19 protein-coding genes are annotated in these 18,676 nt (G+C 64.2%); 5 read left to right on the top strand and 14 right to left on the bottom strand.

Annotated features, from left to right (window positions below; genetic code table 11):
- Positions 1-42 precede the first annotated feature (42 nt).
- Positions 43-612 (bottom strand): DUF3455 domain-containing protein, encoded by a 570-nt coding sequence (locus ACQY8B_RS19955; protein WP_422088290.1) that lies wholly within the window; start codon positions 610-612, stop codon positions 43-45.
- A 252-nt stretch (positions 613-864) separates the two neighbouring features.
- Between ACQY8B_RS19955 and ACQY8B_RS19960 the strand changes: the two genes are divergently transcribed.
- On the top strand, positions 865-3,375 hold the full coding sequence (locus tag ACQY8B_RS19960) for a penicillin acylase family protein (protein ID WP_422088291.1): 2,511 nt from the start codon (positions 865-867) through the stop codon (positions 3,373-3,375).
- 34 nt (positions 3,376-3,409) lie between these two features.
- Positions 3,410-3,970, top strand: coding sequence for a Spy/CpxP family protein refolding chaperone (locus ACQY8B_RS19965; protein ID WP_422088292.1), 561 nt, complete (start codon positions 3,410-3,412; stop codon positions 3,968-3,970).
- Positions 3,971-4,044: 74 nt separating this feature from the next.
- On the opposite strand, the gene ACQY8B_RS19970 is transcribed toward ACQY8B_RS19965, so the two are convergent.
- Positions 4,045-5,457, bottom strand: coding sequence for an MFS transporter (locus ACQY8B_RS19970; RefSeq protein WP_422088293.1), 1,413 nt, complete (start codon positions 5,455-5,457; stop codon positions 4,045-4,047).
- Between the two features lie 122 nt (positions 5,458-5,579).
- On the opposite strand from ACQY8B_RS19970, the gene ACQY8B_RS19975 reads away from it, so the two are divergent.
- Positions 5,580-6,560 carry a LysR substrate-binding domain-containing protein gene (locus ACQY8B_RS19975; protein WP_422088294.1) on the top strand — a complete coding sequence of 327 codons (981 nt, stop codon included), beginning with the start codon at positions 5,580-5,582 and terminating at the stop codon, positions 6,558-6,560.
- 8 nt (positions 6,561-6,568) lie between these two features.
- Here the strand turns inward: ACQY8B_RS19975 and ACQY8B_RS19980 are convergent, their stop codons facing one another.
- The 5 genes from ACQY8B_RS19980 to ACQY8B_RS20000 form a co-directional block, all read right to left on the bottom strand.
- Positions 6,569-6,910: a hypothetical protein gene (locus ACQY8B_RS19980; protein ID WP_422088295.1), complete on the bottom strand. Its 342-nt coding sequence runs from the start codon at positions 6,908-6,910 to the stop codon at positions 6,569-6,571.
- 229 nt (positions 6,911-7,139) lie between these two features.
- Entirely contained in the window at positions 7,140-7,739 is a 600-nt protein-coding gene (locus ACQY8B_RS19985; protein ID WP_422089199.1) for a hypothetical protein, read from the bottom strand.
- On the bottom strand, positions 7,687-8,850 hold the full coding sequence (locus tag ACQY8B_RS19990; RefSeq protein WP_422088296.1) for a helix-turn-helix domain-containing protein: 1,164 nt from the start codon (positions 8,848-8,850) through the stop codon (positions 7,687-7,689). Before ACQY8B_RS19990 ends, ACQY8B_RS19985 begins: the two co-directional genes overlap by 53 nt.
- 1 nt (position 8,851) lies before the next feature.
- On the bottom strand, positions 8,852-10,246 hold the full coding sequence (locus ACQY8B_RS19995; RefSeq protein WP_422088297.1) for a hypothetical protein: 1,395 nt from the start codon (positions 10,244-10,246) through the stop codon (positions 8,852-8,854).
- The gene (locus ACQY8B_RS20000) at positions 10,243-10,800 is read right to left on the bottom strand and encodes a hypothetical protein (RefSeq protein ID WP_422088298.1); all 558 of its coding nucleotides are present in this window, start codon (positions 10,798-10,800) and stop codon (positions 10,243-10,245) included. Before ACQY8B_RS20000 ends, ACQY8B_RS19995 begins: the two co-directional genes overlap by 4 nt.
- A gap of 212 nt (positions 10,801-11,012) precedes the next feature.
- Between ACQY8B_RS20000 and ACQY8B_RS20005 the strand changes: the two genes are divergently transcribed.
- Positions 11,013-12,215: an MFS transporter gene (locus ACQY8B_RS20005; RefSeq protein WP_422088299.1), complete on the top strand. Its 1,203-nt coding sequence runs from the start codon at positions 11,013-11,015 to the stop codon at positions 12,213-12,215.
- A 46-nt stretch (positions 12,216-12,261) separates the two neighbouring features.
- Positions 12,262-13,083: a 2,5-didehydrogluconate reductase DkgB gene (dkgB, locus tag ACQY8B_RS20010; RefSeq protein ID WP_422088300.1), complete on the top strand. Its 822-nt coding sequence runs from the start codon at positions 12,262-12,264 to the stop codon at positions 13,081-13,083.
- Positions 13,084-13,093: 10 nt separating this feature from the next.
- Here dkgB and ACQY8B_RS20015 read toward each other — a convergent pair whose 3' ends face one another.
- The 7 genes from ACQY8B_RS20015 to ACQY8B_RS20045 all read right to left on the bottom strand — a co-directional run bounded on the left by ACQY8B_RS20015 (position 13,094) and on the right by ACQY8B_RS20045 (position 18,583).
- A complete protein-coding gene (locus tag ACQY8B_RS20015; protein ID WP_422088301.1) occupies positions 13,094-13,369 on the bottom strand; it encodes a hypothetical protein in 276 nt (91 codons plus the stop codon).
- Between the two features lie 98 nt (positions 13,370-13,467).
- Entirely contained in the window at positions 13,468-13,836 is a 369-nt protein-coding gene (locus ACQY8B_RS20020) for a hypothetical protein (RefSeq protein ID WP_422088302.1), read from the bottom strand.
- 50 nt (positions 13,837-13,886) lie between these two features.
- Positions 13,887-14,381, bottom strand: a complete 495-nt coding sequence (locus ACQY8B_RS20025) for a nucleoside deaminase (RefSeq protein WP_422088303.1) — start codon at positions 14,379-14,381, stop codon at positions 13,887-13,889.
- A gap of 8 nt (positions 14,382-14,389) precedes the next feature.
- Positions 14,390-15,670, bottom strand: a complete 1,281-nt coding sequence (locus ACQY8B_RS20030; RefSeq protein ID WP_422088304.1) for a cyanate transporter — start codon at positions 15,668-15,670, stop codon at positions 14,390-14,392.
- Positions 15,671-15,675: 5 nt separating this feature from the next.
- A complete protein-coding gene (locus tag ACQY8B_RS20035) occupies positions 15,676-16,878 on the bottom strand; it encodes an amidohydrolase family protein (RefSeq protein ID WP_422089082.1) in 1,203 nt (400 codons plus the stop codon).
- Between the two features lie 23 nt (positions 16,879-16,901).
- Positions 16,902-18,377: a sodium:solute symporter family protein gene (locus ACQY8B_RS20040; protein ID WP_422088305.1), complete on the bottom strand. Its 1,476-nt coding sequence runs from the start codon at positions 18,375-18,377 to the stop codon at positions 16,902-16,904.
- Positions 18,374-18,583, bottom strand: coding sequence for a DUF3311 domain-containing protein (locus ACQY8B_RS20045; RefSeq protein ID WP_422088306.1), 210 nt, complete (start codon positions 18,581-18,583; stop codon positions 18,374-18,376). The genes ACQY8B_RS20040 and ACQY8B_RS20045 overlap by 4 nt, the downstream gene beginning before the upstream one ends.
- Positions 18,584-18,676 lie beyond the last annotated feature (93 nt).

The raw sequence follows: 18,676 nt of genomic DNA on the forward strand, positions 1-18,676 counted from the left end.
TGGTAGTGGAGCCGGCGGCCCCGCCGCCGAATCGCCCCCCGATCAGGACGCCTTCCAGAAGATGTAGTCGGCCTGGTACTGCACCACCTGCTTCTGGCCCTTGGTGGCCGGCGTGCACGGCACGGCCGCCGGCGCCACGCCGCCTTGCAGCGCCACGCGCTGGATGTACGTGACGCCCGTCATGGCGCCGCTGCCCGTGGCCGGGTTGGCCTTCACCAGCTGGTACGGCAGGCTGGTCGGGCCCGAGGGCGCGACCGCCAGTTGCGTGGCCGTGAGCTTCGAGCCGTCCATCGACTCCCAGGTGGCCGGCGGGCCGTAGTACTTGCCGACCTGCTTGCCGCCACGATCCCACAGCTTGGCGTCGGGGCCGACGAACACCCACTCGGTCTGGCCCGGGGCATTGGCCTTGTCGCGGCACTCGTAGGTGATGTCGCCCTTGCCCACGGTTTCCATCGCGACCTTGTTGCCGGCCGGCACCTGGATGGTGGGCGGCAGGCTCGACTGATTGAAGGCCGGGGTCATCGACATCGAGCCGCAGGCGGCGAGCACCGCGGCAGCGGCGGAAACGGCGCCGAGAACGGCGAGCGAACGGGCGGGACGGGAGGTGTGCATGGAATTTCTCCTGGGTTGTAGAAGGTCAGCAGCTCCTCGCTGCTGAGGGGTCTACACGCCAGGGGCGGGTTTGGATGCAGCCTCACGAAAAAAATTCTCCGGCGCGCCAACCCCGCCCCATCCCGGCCCTCCGAGCGGCCGGCGCACGTTCAGCGTTCTTTCAGCATCGCTTCAGCTTGTGCCAAGCCTGGGTTTCTATCGTGCCCCGAAGGCTGCTGCGTGGTGCGGCAGCCGACTTCGATCAGGGACGACATGAACTCTCGGTATCTGCATTCCTCGCCTCCGACTTCCAACCGTCCATGCGGGCTCCGGCGGGCCTGGCGGCTGGGCCTTTGCGCCAGCGCCACCGCGGCGTTGGCCGCATGCGGCGGCAGCAACAGCGGCAGCGACATTGGCATCGGCAGCTGGCTCAGCAGCAACGGCAGCAACAGCGGCAATGTCAGCAGCGCGGGCGGCGGGCAGGAAAGCATCGCCCCGGGCGATGTCTACAAGGCCGAGATCCGCCGCACCGCCCATGGCATTCCGCACATCGAGGCCAGCGACGAGAAGGGCATCGGCTACGGCGTGGGCTATTCGTACGCGCAGGACAACTTCTGCGTGCTCGCAGAGCATTTCGTCACCGTGCGGGGCGAGCGGTCCCGCTACTTCGGCGAAGGGGCCTTGCCCGCATCGGGACAGGGCACCCTGCCCGCCAATGTGACCTCCGACCTGTTTTATCGCCATCACAACGACGAGGCCAAGGTGCGCGCGGCCTGGAACGCCTACAGCGAACCGGTCCAGGCGATGTTCAAGGGATTCGCCGCGGGCTTCAACCGCTACCTGCGAGAAACGGGGGCAGAGGCATTGCCGTCGAGCTGCAAGGGCGCGACCTGGGTGCGTGCGGTTGAAGACACCGACCTCGTGCGACTGATGCGCGACTACGCCGCGCTCAATGGACTGGCCGACACCGCACCCTTCCTGGCCCAGGCTTCGCCGCCCCAGCGCGGCGGCAGTACCGCACAAGACGCGCCGCGGATTTCTGGCGCGACCGCGCTCCAGGCCCTGGTGCAAAAGCCCAGCACGGGCAGCAATGCCATGGCATTGGGCAGCGACGCCACCGCCAACGGGCGCGGCATGGTGCTGGGCAACCCGCACTTTCCCTGGGCCGGCGTGCTTCGCCTGTACCAGCTGCACCTGACCATTCCCGGACGCATGGACGTGATGGGCGCCAGCCTGCCCGGCCTGCCGATGGTGGGCATCGGCTTCACGCGCGACTTTGCCTGGACGCACACCACGAACACGGCGGCGCGCCTCACCTTCCACCAGTTGCGCCTGGACCCTGCGGACCCCACGCGCTACATGGTGGATGGGCAAAGCAGGCCCATGGAGCGCAATGTGCTGAAGGTCGACGTACGGGAGCTCGACGGGCGCATCGCGGCACGCGAACACGCCTACTACACCACCGACTTCGGCACCGTCATCGCCCATGGGCCGCTGCGCTGGGACAGCCAGCACGCCTACACCGTTCGCGATACCAATACGGAGAACCACCGCCTGGCCGACCAGTGGCTGGCCATGAACCGGGCCCGCTCGCTCGACGAGATGAAAGACGCGGTGCTGCGCATCGTGGGCAACCCGTGGAACAACACACTGGCGGCAGATGCCTCCGGGCGCACGTTGTTCATGAGCGCAACGCCCACGCCGAATGTCTCCGGGCAAATGCTGGCCGACTGCCAGGCCACCGACTCCGACGCGTTGAAGGACCTCCCCGCCCCCGTGCTGCGAGGCGACACGATGCGCTGCCAATGGGCGAACGATCCCGCCGCGCCGCAGGCCGGCATCTTTGCAGGCAAGGCTCTGCCGCTGCTGGAGCGCCGCGACTACGTCCAGAACTCGAACGACAGCGCCTGGCTGACCAACCCGCAGGCTCCGCTCGAAGGCTTCTCTCCGCTGGTGAGCATCGAGGGCTCCCGGCAAGGCTTGCGCACACGTCAAGGCCTGTCGTGGCTGCAGACCGCCCTGCAGCCGCGCAACGGGGTGCCTACGCGACGCGTATCGCAGGACCAGGTCGAGGCCATGGTGCTGGACAACCGCGTGTACCTGGCAGAGCTGGTGCTCGACGACATGCTCTCGCTATGTCCCGGCGGCAGCAGATCGCCAGAAGTCACTGCCGAGATGAGCCAGGCATGCTCGGCGCTCAAGTCATGGGACCGCACGGCAGGCCTGGATGCCGGCATCGGCTATGGGTACCTGGAAGATTTCGCGCTGTCGTTCCTGCAGCAGAGCCCCGACGTCTGGCGCGTGGCTTTCGATCCCGCCGATCCCGTGAACACGCCGCGTGGCCTGCGCGTGGAACAGCCCGAGGTGGCGGCCCAGGTGCGTGCGGCCATGGAGGCCGCGGTGCGCAACGTTGCAGCCAAAGGCTGGACTGCGGACCGGCGCTGGGGAGACATCCAGGGCGCGACGCGGGGCGGGCGGCGCATCCCGGTCCCCGGCGGACATGAGGAACTGGGCGTGTACAACATGATGATGAGCGTCGATGCCACCGGAAACGGCCTGCGCGAAGCCGTGCATGGGACCAGCTACCTACAGTCGGTAGGGTTCACGGCGGAGGGTCCGCGCGCCAGGGCATTCCTCGCCTACTCCCAGTCGACCGACCCCGGCTCCCCCTGGTTTGCCGACCAGACCGAGCTGTTTGCCCGCCGCGAATGGGTGGAACTTCCCTTCACGCGTGCAGAGATCGACGCGCAAAGAGACGTGACACTCAAAGTGATTGCCGAGTGAGCCTGCGACCACCATCGACACTGGAAATCAACCGATGAAAACTCTTCCCGTTGTTCTCACGACCCTCGGCGCAGTGCTGTGCGCACCATGGGCCCATGCTCAAGATGCGCACAGCGAGCATCGAAAGCAGGCCGAGGCCGCGCAACCCGCGCAGCCCCCCAGCCCATACGCGGGGATGCAGAGCCGCCCCATCAAGGCCTTGTCGGCCCGGCAAGTCGCGGACCTTCGCGAGGGAAAGGGCATGTCGCTGGCGTTGCCGGCCGAGCTCAATGGCTACCCGGGTCCTTCGCATACGCTCGAACTTGCCAATCAATTGGAGCTTTCGGATGAGCAGACGCTCCGGGTCAAGGGGCTGTTTGCCCAGATGAAGCAGGAAGCAATGGCTGCTGGCGAGGCAGTCATCGAAGCCGAGCAAGCGTTGGACGAACTCTTCAAGAACCGGCAGGCCACACCCGATGCCCTCAAGGCCGTCACCGCCAGGGCGGCACTCGCGCAGGGGCAGCTGCGAGAAAGCCACTTGCGATATCACCTTGCCGTGGCCGATGTTCTGTCCCCCGGACAGATCGCCACCTACACCCGCTTGCGCGGCAATTGACATCGACAACCAGCGCGGCCGACCCGCTCGAACAGGCATCTTGCCGGTGCCTGGAGCGATCACGCGGGATCGCGCTATTTCCGAGGGGCGCTAACTCCTATTCCCTGCGCCACCAACGCCAGCGCCGCAAACCCCAACATCACCCACACCCCCGAATAAAGCATCCCCAACTCCGTCCCAGCCCCGATCGCCGCAGTCAGCACAGCCAGCCCACACGCCCCGCCCACCTGCAGCGAACTGTTCAGCAGCCCCGCCGCCAGCCCTTGCTCATCGTCGGCCACGCCCGTGGTGCCGGCCACCATCAGCGCCGAGATGCTCAGAGCAAAGCCCACGCCCCACAGCAATGAAGCAGGCAGCAGCACGCCCCACAGATCGGGCTCGGGCCCGATGCCGAACATCAGCAGATAGCACGGCACGAAGGCCGCGAGCCCGGCCATGAGCACGCGCCTCACGCCGAAGCGGCCGATCAGCGCGCCGATCTTCGGGCCGACGACCACCACCATCAGCCCCGCCGGCAGCAGCACCAGCGCCATCTGCCACGGCTTCCAGCCCTGGATGTTTTGCAGATACAGCGCAATCAGAAACTGAAAGCCCGCCGCGCCACCGTACAGCAGCGCCGCGCTGATGTTGGCCGCCACCAGCCCCCGGTTGCGGAAGATGCCAAGGCGCACCAGCGGCTCTTTCACGCTGCGCTCGATGACGACAAAGCCCGCCAGCAACGCCACCGCCGCCACGAACCCGCCCACCGTGCGCAGCGACGCCCAGCCCGCCTCCTCCGCCGACACCACGGTGAACACCAGCAGCAGCATGCCCGCCAGCAGCGTGACGGCGCCGCCAACGTCCAGGCGCGGGGGCTCGGTGCGCGGCGCATCGGGCGGCAGGTAGCGCAGCGCGGCCAGCAACAGCAGCACCGCCACCGGAATCGGCAGCACGAAGATGTAGCGCCAGTCCAGCGCCGCCAGCAGCCCGCCGATGAGCAGGCCCGACGAGTAGCCCGATGCCTCGAACAGATTGAAGATGCCGAAGGCCTTGTTGCGCGCCGGCCCTTCGGCAAAGGTGGTGGTCAGCAGCGACATCGCGGCCGGCCCGGTGAAGCCCGCGGCCATGCCCTTGACGAAGCGCGAGACGATCAGCAGCCCCGCGTCGGCGGCAAACGCGCCGCCCACCGACACCAGCGCAAACACCGCCAGCCCCGCCACCAGCACGCGCCTGCGGCCGAACAGGTCGGCGCAGCGCCCGCCCAGCAGCAGGAAGCCGCCAAACGCCAGGATGTACGCGCTGACCAGCCACTGCGCCGTGGCCGCGCCCATGCCGAACTCCTGCTGTATCTGCGGGATTGCCACCACGATCATCGAGATGTCGAGCCCATCGAGCAGAATCACGCCGCTGAAGATCAGCAGCGCGATCCACATGCGCGCGGGCCAGTGCAGGGGGTCAACGCCTTCATCGTCAGGGTACGCGTTGCACGGGTTCAAGCTGGCAGACATTTTTCAATTGCTCCGATCAATCCATGGTTTCTTCAGATTCGATTGGCTCGATCGTCCCGCGCCGCGCACGCTTTGAAAAACGAGTAGTTCTCAACGAACCATCAAATGGAGCTTGAAGATCGATGGCATCGACGACGCCGGTGACGATGACGACGACGAACCGCATGCTGCCGGGCACGCGCGCCCTGCGAACCTTCGAGGCTGCCGCGCGGCACCTGAACTTCACGCGCGCGGCCGACGAGGTGGGGCTCACGCCCGCGGCCGTGAGCTACCAGATCAAGGACATCGAAGACCAGCTGGGCGTGGTGCTCTTCACGCGCACCAGCCGCAGCATCCAGCTCACGCCGGCCGGCGCCGTGATGTTCGAGGCCACCGCCGACGCGCTCGACACACTGCATCGCGCCGCCGGCCGCGCCCGCAAGCTCACGCGCAACCCGGCGCACCTGCGCGTGTCATTGAGCGCGCGCTTTGCCACCAACTGGCTGCTACCGAGGCTGCCGCAGTTCAGGGCCGCCAACCCGGGGCTGGAGCTGAGCTTCGACATCAGCGACGAGCTGCGCGACTTCGAGGCCGACGACATCGACGTTGCCATCCGCTTCGGCACCGGGCAGTACGAGGGCGCGCGCGCCGACCGGCTCTTCGAGCTGGACATCGTGCCCGTGTGCAGCCCCCGGCTCATCGAGACCGGGCCGCCGCTGAACGAGCCGCGCGACCTGTTGCTGCACCACACCCTGTGCTACGTCGACTGGAAGACCGACACCATGACCTGGCCCAACTGGCGCATGTGGATGGCCGCGGCCGGCGTCGATGACGACTTCGACGACAGCCGGTGCGTGGCGTTTTCCGATTCGGGCTACGTGGTGCAGGCCGTGCTCGAAGGCGGCGCGGTGGGGCTGGCCGACCTGGACATGATCGAGGCCGACCTTAAGCAGGGGCGGCTGGTGAGGCTGTTCGACGTGGGCGTGAGCATGGCGCCGACGTATGCGTATCACCTGGTGTATCCGCAGGGGTACGAGGAGGATGCGCGGGTTGTGGCGTTCAGGGAGTGGATGCTGGGGGAAATGCGTGGTGAGGCGGGGCAGCCGGGCGTGCTGGCTGCTTGACCGGCTCTTTATTCGCCGTTACCTAACGCGAGGTTCGGCTTGCGCACTTGCAGCGCTTCGAGCACTGCGCCAGCCGCGAGGTTGATGGCGTCGATGCGCACCGTCAATGCGTCGTTGAGCACACCGAGCAAGGCGCTCAGTTCGGTGCGGCTGGGGGTGAGCACCTCGCTGTCGTTCAGGTCGCTGGTGTCGACCAGTTTCTTGAGGGCGCTGTAGGCGCGCATCACGTCGTTGAGGTTGTCGGCGTCGTCGCAGGCTTGTAGGGCGAGGTCGTCGAGCGTGAGAGATGTAGTGCCAGGAAAAGCAGAAAGACTGCAAGTTTGCGCGCAGGCGCGAGCGGATTCAGCCATGAGATGGACTCCAAGTTGCGCAGAGATTCATCAGGCTTCCAAACCCGGCCCCGCCACCTAGCGCGACGCTGAGGAGTATATGCATACGCGAACTATCGAGCGGGGCCAAACGGTGCCGCCCGAATATGCGGCAGAGTTGGTTCTTCACCATTAGCGAAATCGCAGGCGCAGCTATTCAATCGATTGAAATTCAAGGCTCGCGTCTACCGGCCTAATTCTGCGGCGAGCCCTATGCATCTGAATTTATTTCAGCAAAGAGGACGGCCTCTTCTTTAGGCACACTCATTCGCGCATTTTCTCGTGCGGACTTCAGTAGATGGCGAACGAACAGAACGTCGCGCCCTAAACGAAACGCAACAGAAATAAACAACTTTAACGAGCTAACGACTTCAACTTGCGGTAACTGCTGCGCAACATATGAGCGCCCTTTTCGCTCGTCGACCACCACAGCCATTCCTCGTTTTTGAGCAACAGCCAGCGTTGCGCTTTCACCCGCATCTAGCCGCTTCCCCAATGGGGCCTGAACAAGCGAAAGATAGTACTGGTACTCCGATTCATCCATTCTCACGAGCTCAATGCAACCCGCTTCAATCTGGGACCTCAACGCCGCAACATGACACAAGCCAGGAATCGGATGCCGTTTGATTTCACCGAAGACTTTTTCTTCAACCAAACAGGGGCCGCGCAGCGCCTCGAACACGTCATCCGTGGCACCGCATGCAAGCACATTAATTAGCACGCTGGCGTCCAAAACTAATCGCTCTTGAGGCAAGTGGTCACGGAACCAGTTCAAGCGACTCCCCTTGTCCCTGTTGCCCATCTCGGTCAAGTGCTTTCCTCACCGTAAGCAGATCCAACTCGAGCATCGATGCAATCTGCTGCTCCGTAAGGAGCTCCCTTTCATGTGCGGCGATTGCTAGCAACATCGTGCGCGCAGTAAAGCTCGGCGGCATTGACGCCAACCCGAGTTCCTCGCGCACGATAGCTTGGTGCTTCATGCTCAATCCATCCGCCTTGAGTCGCTCGTAGGCGCCAGGCGGCAGCAATTTGAGAGACACCATGCGGCGGACAAGAGCCTCCATCGATACGTTGAAGTACAACGTCATAGTCAGCAGTTCTCGGACGGTGAACCGACCGACAAGCTGCTTGAGTTCCGCAGCCTTTTTCCTCACCGACGGAGCAGGCATTAGAAGGCAACTTCCAAAGACGTCACAGAACCGTTCTTCCCGATCTTCGAAAGAGTCATCTTCGAAATGAACTTTTAGACCGGTCGTCTTGAGCGCGGCATGCGCTAGCTCATGCGCTGCAGTCACTCTTCGCCTGTATATCGGATGCTTCAGGTTCAATAAGATGAATCCGCCTGCTGCTTCAGATAACGCAATAGCACCGCTAATGCGCGAGGGAAGCAATCGTTCAAACACTCGAAGGCCAAGCTCTGATTCAAGTAACGCATTGATGTCTTGAATTGGCCCCATGCCTAGACCGAGCCGAGCACGTACTAGGCCCGCCGCATCTTCGGCCTGCTGCTCAACGGAGCCTTCGCGAGATAGCAATATGAATGGAACATCGACCTGTGGCGCAGGCATTCCAACCAATGCCTCGAGTTGCACGACAGAATTTGCAAGACGATTCAGCATTGCAGCAACCAAGCTCTCCTCGTCCGTCCCTTCACTCGGCGCATTACTACGAAACTGAACTTGCATATCCATGGATGACGCACCGTCGTCGAGCAGGTCGACTTCAGAAACGTCATAAAGCTCGGCTAACGAACGCAGTTCGTTCAAACTGACCGGTCGCTTTCCTGCCTCAATTGCCACTATCGTGGTTCTTGCCATACTCAACTCATTAGCAGCTGCCCCCTGGGTCATACGGCTAACCATTCGTGCGGCCTTTAAACGAGCACCAAGCACGTCCGGCCGAACTCTTAGTTCGAACTCCATCTCATCCTCTAGCTAATTTCGCCACCCAGGAAGATTTCCCGGCGTAACTCAAGAATTTCGTCCACTCGCAGTGATGTTGGTCCAGCATACGTACCAACGCTTCTCGCACCTCGGCCACCGCACGATTCTGGTACCTCGCTAGGCCCTCAACCTCGGCATCTACACGATAGTTTTCATTTGAGCGAGTAATTTCTGCCAGCCTTTGCATACTTCGGCCCGCGTTGCGTCCCACATCCTTGTACGCATGCAAACTGCGCACCTCATCATCTGCAACTAATGCCTCCTCTAATGAGTTGGCGTGTAAGTTGCGAACCTTATACGGCGTCGGATCGGCGATGCCAGCGGCGTGTATGGACATCCGTCGCAGGAGGCAGTTACCGCACAGACCGCAATGCACCTGTTTACCTTCTCGATTTGCGTGCCGTGCGTCATAGGAACATGAGGGATGCTCGCTCAACCACGAATCGCTGTCGAATCTCAAATCCACGAGTTCCTTGAGAACTTCACCCTTAGTCTTAAACAAGGCCGGATGGATGAAGCTGACTCGCTCTCCAGTGAGATTCCATAAGAAGTGGCTCAACCGGCTGGTAAAGCCAGGGTGACAGCTTCTGTGAGGCGCCTCGGCGCCCAATCTGACCAACGACCCGCCTAGACTTCCTTGTCCATTTTCTGGAATTACAACTGCTCCTCCACCAGACAAGACGGACGCGTACGCGGCTAGGCTGTCATACAAAAAGGGCCGCGTACGAAAACTGGGCTCTGCATGCTTTGGCTCGTACACACGGGCAGAAACCGAGACCGGCGTCAGCTTTCTTTTTGATGCACGCCCAATAGATTGAAGCGTCCTCTCAACATTGCTAGAGCGAAGGTGAACCGGAATTACATCTACTGCCTGCTCTACCTTCAAAAGTTCACTCTGCGCGAAGCTGTCTAGTCCATGGCTAAATGGAACAAATACACGCGATCGATCTGGCGCACCAAAGAGGGGAACCTGCCCTATGCTCTCCGGTTTTCGCCTTCTCTTGACGAATTCAAAGTTCCAATAGTCACCCGTCAGATACTGCAATGCACCGGTCAGACTTCCAACCACCTCTTTCTTGCGCCAGTTCGATAATTCATATACAGGGACCGTCAATTTCAAGTGACGCGACCAAGTGCTACCGTGTTGCCGGCGGACAGATCTATCTGCACACTTTACAGCGCCAAGGACGACCGAAAGGTCTCGGGACAGAGAGCTGATTTCGGTGAAGCAGACTTCGTGTAGCAATCCAGTTTGAACCGCAAAATTGTCACCAATCGGAATCTGTAGTTGGCTTCCATTGAGCGCGTAGTCACCAGACTCGACGACTACAACTGAACCAGCAACAGCACGCGTGGCTTGATACGGAGCTTTCATAAGCGCAACCCGACCTCTTGCGACAGAAGTTGATCGAAGGACGGCCTTCTCATTCGAATCGACGAGCGAGCTTCCGAGGTGAAGTCACACATGCGAAGGGCTCGTTTCAGCGTTCGATGAACTTGCCGTGCTTCGTCTACGCCATGAGCGGCGGCGACACGCGCAGCAATGTGCTCAATTTGGTCATTCGCGTGTTGCTTGCTCGCTGCTTGAATGACCTCCTGCTTATAGGAAGCTGACACACCATTCTTGGCCAGCGCGCCGAGCGCAACTTCGCAAACTCCACGAACCGCTACTGACAGTGGCTCATCTTGAATCTGTAGAAGGGTCAACCGCATTTTTTCCCCTTGATCGAAGAGGTCTGCGCAGCCTTCACTAAGTGCACTCTCAAGAGCTTGCCCGCCGAGATCGTTATCGAACGCCAGATCTCTCTGCACGGTTTCCACTATTAAGGGCGCTAGTTCTTCTGGCGAACGCCGATCCTTCGAGAGAGATCGAAGAATGCGACTCCAAGGTCGCGCCAGGGGAACCGTCTTATGCAGGTCGTCGCGCATGTGCACTCTCCCAACAGTGGTACGCGCAATATACTCAAGCTTCCGACATTGTCAAAGTTTTTTTGGAAAAAATATGACAATGTCAGAATCCGCCTTTCGACATGGTAGGCGACAATTTATTGATCAAAAATCAACTATCTTCTGCCCCAACCCCCATTTATCCGCAAAGGTAACCGCAAGACACTCCTCCACATCCATTCAGGAGTGCCCTCATGCCAATCGCCCTACTCGCGCTAACCCTCAGCGCCTTCGCCATCGGAACGACCGAGTTCGTCATCGTTGGCCTCATCCCCACAGTCGCAGCCGATCTCCACATCGGCCTCCCCTCCGCCGGCCTGCTGGTCAGCCTCTACGCACTGGGCGTCGCCATCGGCGCGCCGGTGCTCACGGCCCTCACGGGCAAGCTGCCGCGCAAGGCGCTGCTGCTCGGGCTGATGGCGCTGTTCACGGTCGGCAATCTGCTGGCGTGGAAGGCGCCGAGCTATGAATCGCTGATTGCCGCCCGCGTGCTCACGGGGCTGGCGCACGGGGTGTTCTTCTCCATCGGCTCGACGATTGCCACCGGCCTGGTGCCGAAGGAAAAGGCAGCGAGCGCCATCGCAATCATGTTCACGGGCCTCACGGTGGCGCTGGTCACGGGCGTGCCGCTGGGCACGTTCATCGGGCAGCACTTCGGCTGGCGCGAGACTTTCCTGGCCGTGTCGACGCTGGGCGTTGTCGCGTTCATCGGCAGCTGGGTCTTCGTGCCCAGCAACATCCGCCACACGCCGCCGGCCTCGCTGGCGCAGCAGGCCAAGGTGCTGGCCGAGCCGCGCCTGTTGCTGGTGTATGCGAAGACGGCAATCGGCTATGGCGGCTCGTTCATTCCGTTCACGTTCCTGGCGCCGATCCTCACTGACGTGTCCGGCTTCAGCGCGGGCGCCGTGGGCTGGGTGATGCTGGTGTACGGTGTGTCGGTGGCGGTGGGCAATATCTGGGGCGGCAAGCTGGCCGACCGCATGGGCCCCATTCCGGCGTTGAAGGTCATCTTTGCGCTGCTGGCCGCTGTGCTGCTGGTGTTCAACTTCGCGGCGCCGTACAAGTGGCTGGCGCTGCTGGCGGTGCTGATGTGGGGCGCGGTGGCGTTCGGCAATGTGCCGGGGCTGCAGGTGTATGTGGTGAAGCAGGCGGAACGCTTCACGCCGCAGGCGGTGGACGTGGCCTCGGGCCTGAACATCGCGGCTTTCAACCTGGGCATTGCCGGCGCGGCCTGGGCCGGTGGGCTGATCGTGACGCACCTGGGGCTGATGCACACGCCGTGGATTGGCGCGCTGGTGGTGCTGGTGTCGCTGGCGCTCACGCAATGGAGTGGTGTGCTTGATCGTCGTGCCGGCATTCCGGTTCGCGCTTCGGGGCCGGTGCCGGCCGGCCACTGAACTTCTTTTCTGCTTCTCTTCTTTTTTCAACGCACAAGGACAACACATGAGCACGAACAACAGCAACCCCATTCCCGCCTTCGGCCTCGGCACCTTCCGCCTGAAAGGCCAGGTGGTGATCGACTCGGTGAAGAACGGCCTCGACGTGGGCTACCGCGTGATCGACACGGCGCAGATCTACGGCAATGAAGCCGAGGTGGGCCAGGCCATTGCAGAAAGCGGCGTGGCGCGCAAAGACCTGTTCATCACCACCAAGATCTGGACCGACAACTACGCCAAGGACAAGCTGGTGCCCAGCCTGAAAGACAGCCTCGCCAAGCTGCGCACGGACCATGTCGACCTCACGCTCATCCACTGGCCCTCGCCCGGCAATGCGGTGCCGGTGGCGGAGTTCATGGGCGCGCTGGCAGATGCCAAGGCGCAGGGGCTCACCAAGCACATCGGCGTGTCCAACTTCAACATCGCACTCATGAAGGAAGCCATCGCGGCGGTGGGCGCGCAGAACATCGCCACCAACCAGATCGAGCTGCACCCGTACCTGCAGAACCGCAAGGTGGCGGAGTTCGCGAAGAGCCAGGGCATTCACATCACTTCTTACATGACGCTGGCCTACGGCAAGGTCATCACCGACCCGGTGATCGGGGCGATTGCCAGGGCACACGGCGCGACCACCGCGCAGGTCACGCTGGCATGGGCGATGCAACTGGGCTACGCGGTGATTCCGTCGTCCACCAAGCGCGCGAACCTCGAAGGCAACCTGCGCGCGCAACAACTGAAGCTGACGGACGCGGAAATGGCGCAGATCGCGGCACTCGACCGTGGCGAGCGGCTGACCGACCCGGCCGGCCTGTCGCCGGCCTGGGACTGAGCGCAACAACTCAACGGCACACTGATTCTTCCGGTGTCTCCACCGCGTTCACGACGAAGAAGCGGCTCATGCCGTCCATGGTGTCGAAGAAGCCCTGCTTCGAGCGGCGCAGGGGCGTGCCGTCGAGCAGCCTGTAGCTCACCGCGCCCTTGATGGTGGGGTAGCGCTTGGAAACGCTCACGCGGTAGAGGCATTCGGTGCTCTCGATGACCGTGTGCGAACGCTCGCGCGCATCCACGACCTCGAAGCGGCCGGTCTCCTGCAGGACGGACTCGTAGGTAGCCATGAGGAGCTTTGTTCTTCGCAATGCCGGCGCAGGATGCAGCACAAGACGCAAAGCCGAGGTAGGACAGTTCCTTCACCCGTGCCGAACAGCGGCCTCTGCTACCGGCCGTTGAGGCGTTCTGTTTCCAATACGAGGGCGCTGGCCTCCTCGGCGGCACGCGCCGCGAGGCAATCGGCCTTCAGCGCGGCGGCAACTTTTTCGGGCGCCTGCTGCAGTTCGGCAATGTCGCGCTCGCCGACGCAGCAGGTGTCGAGCCGCACGTAGATGCGCTTGAAGTTGCCGCCGAGCGCCCGCGCCACGTCGAGAAGGCAATCGGCCAGCGTCGCAAAGCCGCCGTTGCTGTATGAGCTGGGCGGTATCACGCCCTTGGAGCGGGGCGCGCGAACGGAGTAGGCGTAAGAAGCGCCATCCTTGCGGAGTTCCACCACGGGCTGGAGGATGCGTTGAGCTTCCTTCTTTCCTTGCATGGCCGCAGTGTAGTGCGGCGCGTGGCCTTGCTACACGGGCGCATGGCAGGTCAGGCAGCCCGGCGTGTGGCGGCCCACTCGGAAAGAATACGAACGGCCTCGCCGGCTAGCTTCTGCTCGGCGGGCAGGAGGCGTTGGTCGAGCGGCGCACCGGCCTCGGCGCGCAGCGCCTCCACGTCGATGGGATGCCGCGCCTCGACCGTCACGCCCTCGAACGCCTCGCCCGACTGCACCAGCGATGCCGCGTAGTACAGCTTGGCGATGCCTGCGATGTGCATGGCCGCCGCGCACATGGCACACGGCTCGCAAGATGTGTAGAGCTCGCAGCCCGACAGGTCGACGGTGCCCAGCCTGCGGCAGGCATCGCGAATGGCTTCCACCTCGCCGTGCGAGGTCGGGTCTGAGTGCGCGACGGAATGATTGAAGCCTTCGCCGACGATCGCGCCGTCTTTCACGACGACGGCGCCGAAGGGCTCGGTGCCGGGCTGCGTCAATGCCAGTGCCGACAGGGCCAGTGCCCGTTGCATGAATTCGTGTTGGTACATGGTGGTGCTCAGGGCTTTCCGGGTCTGGCGCTGTCGAGCGCGGGGAGTGGATGGGCAACGCCGCTGCGCTGCTGCGGCTGCGGACCGAACAGGCCGGCCGTGGCAACGCCATAGCGGCGCGGATCGAAGCGCAGCATCAGCGGCAGCAACGCCACGACCACGGCGGCCAGGTAGGCCCACGCCATCGTGAAGCCGCCGGTGTGCTCGCGCACCCAGCCGGTAACGAAGGGCGCGAGCGCCGCGATCATGAAGCCCACGCCCTGCATGAAGGCGGCGAGCGCGCCGGCCTGCGCGGGGTCGGGCAGGTGGTCGAGCGCCAGCACCATGCACAGCGAAAAAGCACCGCCCAGGCCGAAGCCCAGCACCACCGCGATGGCGACGGCCGGCACGGGCGCGTCGAAGGTCAGCGCGCAAAAGCCCGCGAGTTGCGCGACAAGCGTGAGCACCAGCCAGGGCCGCAGGTCGCGCCCCCGGCTGCGCGCGATGGCGGGCATGGCGAGCGCGGCAACCACCTGCGCGGCCGTCATCAGCGCGAGCACCGAGCCGCCCTGCTGTGCGGTCCAGCCCTGCTGTGCGTAGAAGTGCGGCAACCATGCGACGAGGCTCGTGTAGCCGCCGTTGATGAGGCCGAAGCACGCAGCCAGAAGCCATGCGCGACGGCTTGCGAAGCAGCGCAGCCACGAGAGGCTCTGGCGCGGCGCGTCAGCCACAGTGAATTCCATGCGCCGCATGTTCAGCCAATACAGCAGCGCGAAGGTCGCGAGCAGGGCCCATATCGCAAGGCCCGCGTGCCAGTCGGGTTGCGCGCCGCCGATTGCATGCGCCACCCACGGGCTGGCGATGGCACCGAGCCCGCCGCCGCCCATGATGGCGGCGGAGTACAGCCCCGTCATCACGCCGATGCGCGCCGGGTAGGCCTGCTTCACCACGCCGGGCATCAGCGCCTGCACCAGCCCGACACCTGCGCCCGCGAGCGCAGCACTCCACAGCAGCGCAGCAGCGCCGCCCGCCACATAGCGGCTCGCGCAGGCGAAGGCGATGGCCACGAGCCCGAGCGCGACACCGCCGCGCGCGCCGATGCGCTGGCCGACCGCCGCGCCGCACAGCGACGTGGCTCCCATCGCGAACATCGGCAGCACCGTGAGCAGCGCCACCGCATGAAAGCCGATGCCGGTCGCAAGGCGTATGGGTTCGAGAAGCGGGCTGCTCGACGTGAGAAAGGCGCGCAGGTTGAGCGCCACCAGCACGATCACTACCGCGAAGGCGACGCCTCCGTCACGACTTCGCACCGCCCTCACAAGGCAGCCACGTCGGCCTGCAGCACGCCGTTGCGCGCCACGATGCGGCCGCCCGCCACCACCAGCTTGCGCACGGGCCGCGAGACCACGGCGTGCGCGACGGTCTGCGCATCGACCAGCACCAGGTCGGCGCGGTTGCCGGGCACGAGGCCGTAGGCCTCGAAGCCGCAGCCGCGCGCGCCGGAGTGCGTGACGGTGTCGAGCGCCACTTCGATCTCGTCGTCGCGGCGCAGGTTGTAGCGCAGGCCGATGATCATGGCGCGCTCCAGCATGTCGGGGTTGCCGTAGGGCGACCAGGTGTCGCGGATGCCGTCGTTGCCGCCGACCACGGTCACGCCGGCCTGCCGGCAGGCCATGAGCGGCGGCACTGTGCGCGAAGGCGGCGCGCTGGTGACCAGCACCACGCCCAGCCTGGCCATGCGCGCGAGCAGCGCGTCGCGCTCGCGTTCGGTCACGTCGCCAAGGCAGAAGCCGTGGCTGATGGCCACCTTGCCCTGCATGCCCAGCGCCTCGGTGCGCCGCAGGATCAGGTCGAGCGAGAAGGCGCCCATCGCGCCGGGCTCGTGCAGGTGGATGTCGACCGGGCGCTGGTGCTTGTGGGCAATGCCGAACAGCACGTCGAGCGACTTCACCGGGTCGCCGTCTATGGCGCAGGGGTCGAGGCCGCCGAGCACGTCGGCACCCATCGCCATTGACTGGTCGAGCAGTTCGGCCGTGCCCGCCCGGCCCAGCAGGCCCGACTGCGGAAAGGCGACGACCTGGATCTGCTGCACGTCGCGCAGCGCCTCGCGCGTGCGAAGGGTGCCTTCGAGGTGGCGCAGGCCGGCCTGCGTGTCGACGTCTACATGTGTGCGCAGCCGCGTGGTGCCGAGCGCGAGGAAGGCCTTGGCCAGCACCATCGACTGCGCGGCGGCGTCGTGCCCGCTTGCGTGGCGGAAGGCGCGCTCGTTCTCGATCTTGTCGGTGAGGTTGGTGCCGACCTCGTTGCGGTACCAGTCCATGCCCCACATGGTCTTGTCGAGGTGGGTGTGGCCTTCGACGAGGCCGGGCAGCAGCAAGGCGCCGCCGCCCTCTTCGACGGCAATGCCGGCGGGCGCGGCCAGCGCGGCGCCGGCACCGGCAATGCGCCCTTCCTGCACCAGCACGTCGACCGGGGAAGCGCCCATGGGGCGCACATTGCGAATCAGCAGCGAAGACATGGCGACGGGTTCCTTGAAAGTCATCAGGCGGGCTGCGGCGTGGCGCCGCGCGGCAGGATGCGCGGCGTGCACAGCGCCACCAGCACGAACACCAGCGCATTCGTCGCCAGCGCCACGAGGCCGGTGTTGAGCGACTTGAACACGACCGGCGCCGCGGGGAACAGCGTACCCAGGTTCGAGCCCGTGGTCATCATGAAGCCCAGCACCGCGCCGCCCGCCAGGATGCCCGCGAAGGCCGCGTGCTTGTTGCCGAACGGCTTCTTCATGAGGCTGAACAGCAGCGAAGGCAGCAGCTGCGTGAGCAGGCTCGACGCGAAGATGGCCACCGCCACGATGGTGGTGCCGCCGCGCAGCACGAAGTAGACCGCCACCAAGGCAAACACCGGCAGCACGCCGCGCGCCACGCGCGACACCTGCTTGTCGGTGGCATGCGGCGCGAAGCCTTCCTTGTAGACGTTCTTGCCGATCACGGTGGAGGCCGTGAGCAGAATCATCGAGCCCGGCACCAGCGCGGTGAGCACGCCCGTGCCGCCGATGACGCCGACGAACCACGGGTCGAAGGTGTGCTTCACCAGGCCGAACAGCGCCAGGTCGACCTCCGAGCCCTTGAGCCCCGGCACCTGCAGGATGGCCGCGAAGCCGACCAGGAACAGGAAGGCGATGACCACCTGGTACAGCGGCATCAGGATGGTGTTGCGCCGCACCGCGCTGGCGCTCCTGGCCGCATACACCGAGGTGAGGTTGAACGGGTACAGGTAGTAGCCCAGCGCCGTCAGCAGGATGGTCGAGTTGTACCAGGTGAGGTTCAGGCCCTCCTTGGGAAACTCGAAGAAGGTGGGGTTGGCCGCGTGGATGGCGGTGAACATGGGCGTGACGCCGCCGTAGTAGTGCCACGGCAGGTAGATGCCGAGGAACACCGCCAGCGCGAGGATCAGCACGTCCTTAACGATGGCGATGCTGGCCGAACCGTGGATGCCCGAGAACAGGATGTAGCTCACCATCACCACCGTGCCGATCCAGATCGCCACCTGCGGCGCGATGGAGCCGTACGAGGCCTCCGACACGATGATGCCCAGGCCGCGCAGCTGGATGGTCAGCAGCGCCACCATGCCCATGAGCGCGACGATGGACACCAGCACGCCGAGCGGGCGGCTGTCGTACTTGTGCGCGAAGAAGTCCGAGAACGACACCAGCTTGTGCGTGGTGGCGTAGCGCCACACGGCGGGCAGCATCCAGAAGGCCATGAGGTAGGCCAGCCCGCCGTAGGCCAGGATGTAGAAGGCCGGCGTGCCCTTGCTGTAAGACCAGCCGCTCGCGCCCAGGAAGGTGAAGGTGGAGAACGACTCGCCCGCCATCAGCAGGAACACCATGATGGCGCCCAGCCCGCGCCCGCCGAGCGCCCATTGCTCCAGGCTCATGGTGCGCCCGCGCCGCGCGAGCACCGCCAGGCCCAGCGCGCCGACCACGAAGAGCGCGATGACTGCCAGCGCGGCGTTCATTGCGTGCCTCCCGCAGCGGGTGCGTCGATGTCGCCTTCGGCGCGGTCGATGACCACCATGATCAGCGAGGTCAGCACCAGCCAGCTGACGTTCCACACCATCAGGAAGGGCATGCCGAGCACGAAGGTGGGCGCGACGGACGACAGCCATCCGCCGCTGAAGAAGGCGAGCACCGGCAGTGCTGCCAGCCATTTGACGGATTTCATCGGGAGCCTCGAATCATGGTTTGGTTGGGAATGTTGATTAATTTTGGTCAACCATACATATTTATTTTGGTTAACCAAACGGAGCGAATGGTA

Origin of the sequence: Variovorax sp. (genome assembly GCF_965279555.1) — a bacterium.
In the GTDB taxonomy this organism is placed as follows: domain Bacteria; phylum Pseudomonadota; class Gammaproteobacteria; order Burkholderiales; family Burkholderiaceae_C; genus Variovorax.

Excerpts from the sequence above, each read along its gene's own strand:
- dkgB (WP_422088300.1), top strand. The coding sequence starts at position 12,262 with ATGAGCACGAACAACAGCAACCCCATTCCCGCCTTCGGCCTCGGCACC.
- ACQY8B_RS20000 (WP_422088298.1), bottom strand. The coding sequence starts at position 10,800 with ATGCGCGACGACCTGCATAAGACGGTTCCCCTGGCGCGACCTTGGAGT.
- ACQY8B_RS20005 (WP_422088299.1), top strand. The coding sequence starts at position 11,013 with ATGCCAATCGCCCTACTCGCGCTAACCCTCAGCGCCTTCGCCATCGGA.
- ACQY8B_RS20025 (WP_422088303.1), bottom strand. The coding sequence starts at position 14,381 with ATGTACCAACACGAATTCATGCAACGGGCACTGGCCCTGTCGGCACTG.
- ACQY8B_RS19975 (WP_422088294.1), top strand. The coding sequence starts at position 5,580 with ATGGCATCGACGACGCCGGTGACGATGACGACGACGAACCGCATGCTG.
- ACQY8B_RS19995 (WP_422088297.1), bottom strand. The coding sequence starts at position 10,246 with ATGAAAGCTCCGTATCAAGCCACGCGTGCTGTTGCTGGTTCAGTTGTA.
- ACQY8B_RS20015 (WP_422088301.1), bottom strand. The coding sequence starts at position 13,369 with ATGGCTACCTACGAGTCCGTCCTGCAGGAGACCGGCCGCTTCGAGGTC.
- ACQY8B_RS19970 (WP_422088293.1), bottom strand. The coding sequence starts at position 5,457 with ATGTCTGCCAGCTTGAACCCGTGCAACGCGTACCCTGACGATGAAGGC.
- ACQY8B_RS19960 (WP_422088291.1), top strand. The coding sequence starts at position 865 with ATGAACTCTCGGTATCTGCATTCCTCGCCTCCGACTTCCAACCGTCCA.
- ACQY8B_RS19955 (WP_422088290.1), bottom strand. The coding sequence starts at position 612 with ATGCACACCTCCCGTCCCGCCCGTTCGCTCGCCGTTCTCGGCGCCGTT.
- ACQY8B_RS19990 (WP_422088296.1), bottom strand. The coding sequence starts at position 8,850 with ATGGAGTTCGAACTAAGAGTTCGGCCGGACGTGCTTGGTGCTCGTTTA.
- ACQY8B_RS19965 (WP_422088292.1), top strand. The coding sequence starts at position 3,410 with ATGAAAACTCTTCCCGTTGTTCTCACGACCCTCGGCGCAGTGCTGTGC.
- ACQY8B_RS20035 (WP_422089082.1), bottom strand. The coding sequence starts at position 16,878 with ATGTCTTCGCTGCTGATTCGCAATGTGCGCCCCATGGGCGCTTCCCCG.
- ACQY8B_RS20040 (WP_422088305.1), bottom strand. The coding sequence starts at position 18,377 with ATGAACGCCGCGCTGGCAGTCATCGCGCTCTTCGTGGTCGGCGCGCTG.
- ACQY8B_RS19980 (WP_422088295.1), bottom strand. The coding sequence starts at position 6,910 with ATGGCTGAATCCGCTCGCGCCTGCGCGCAAACTTGCAGTCTTTCTGCT.
- ACQY8B_RS20020 (WP_422088302.1), bottom strand. The coding sequence starts at position 13,836 with ATGCAAGGAAAGAAGGAAGCTCAACGCATCCTCCAGCCCGTGGTGGAA.
- ACQY8B_RS20045 (WP_422088306.1), bottom strand. The coding sequence starts at position 18,583 with ATGAAATCCGTCAAATGGCTGGCAGCACTGCCGGTGCTCGCCTTCTTC.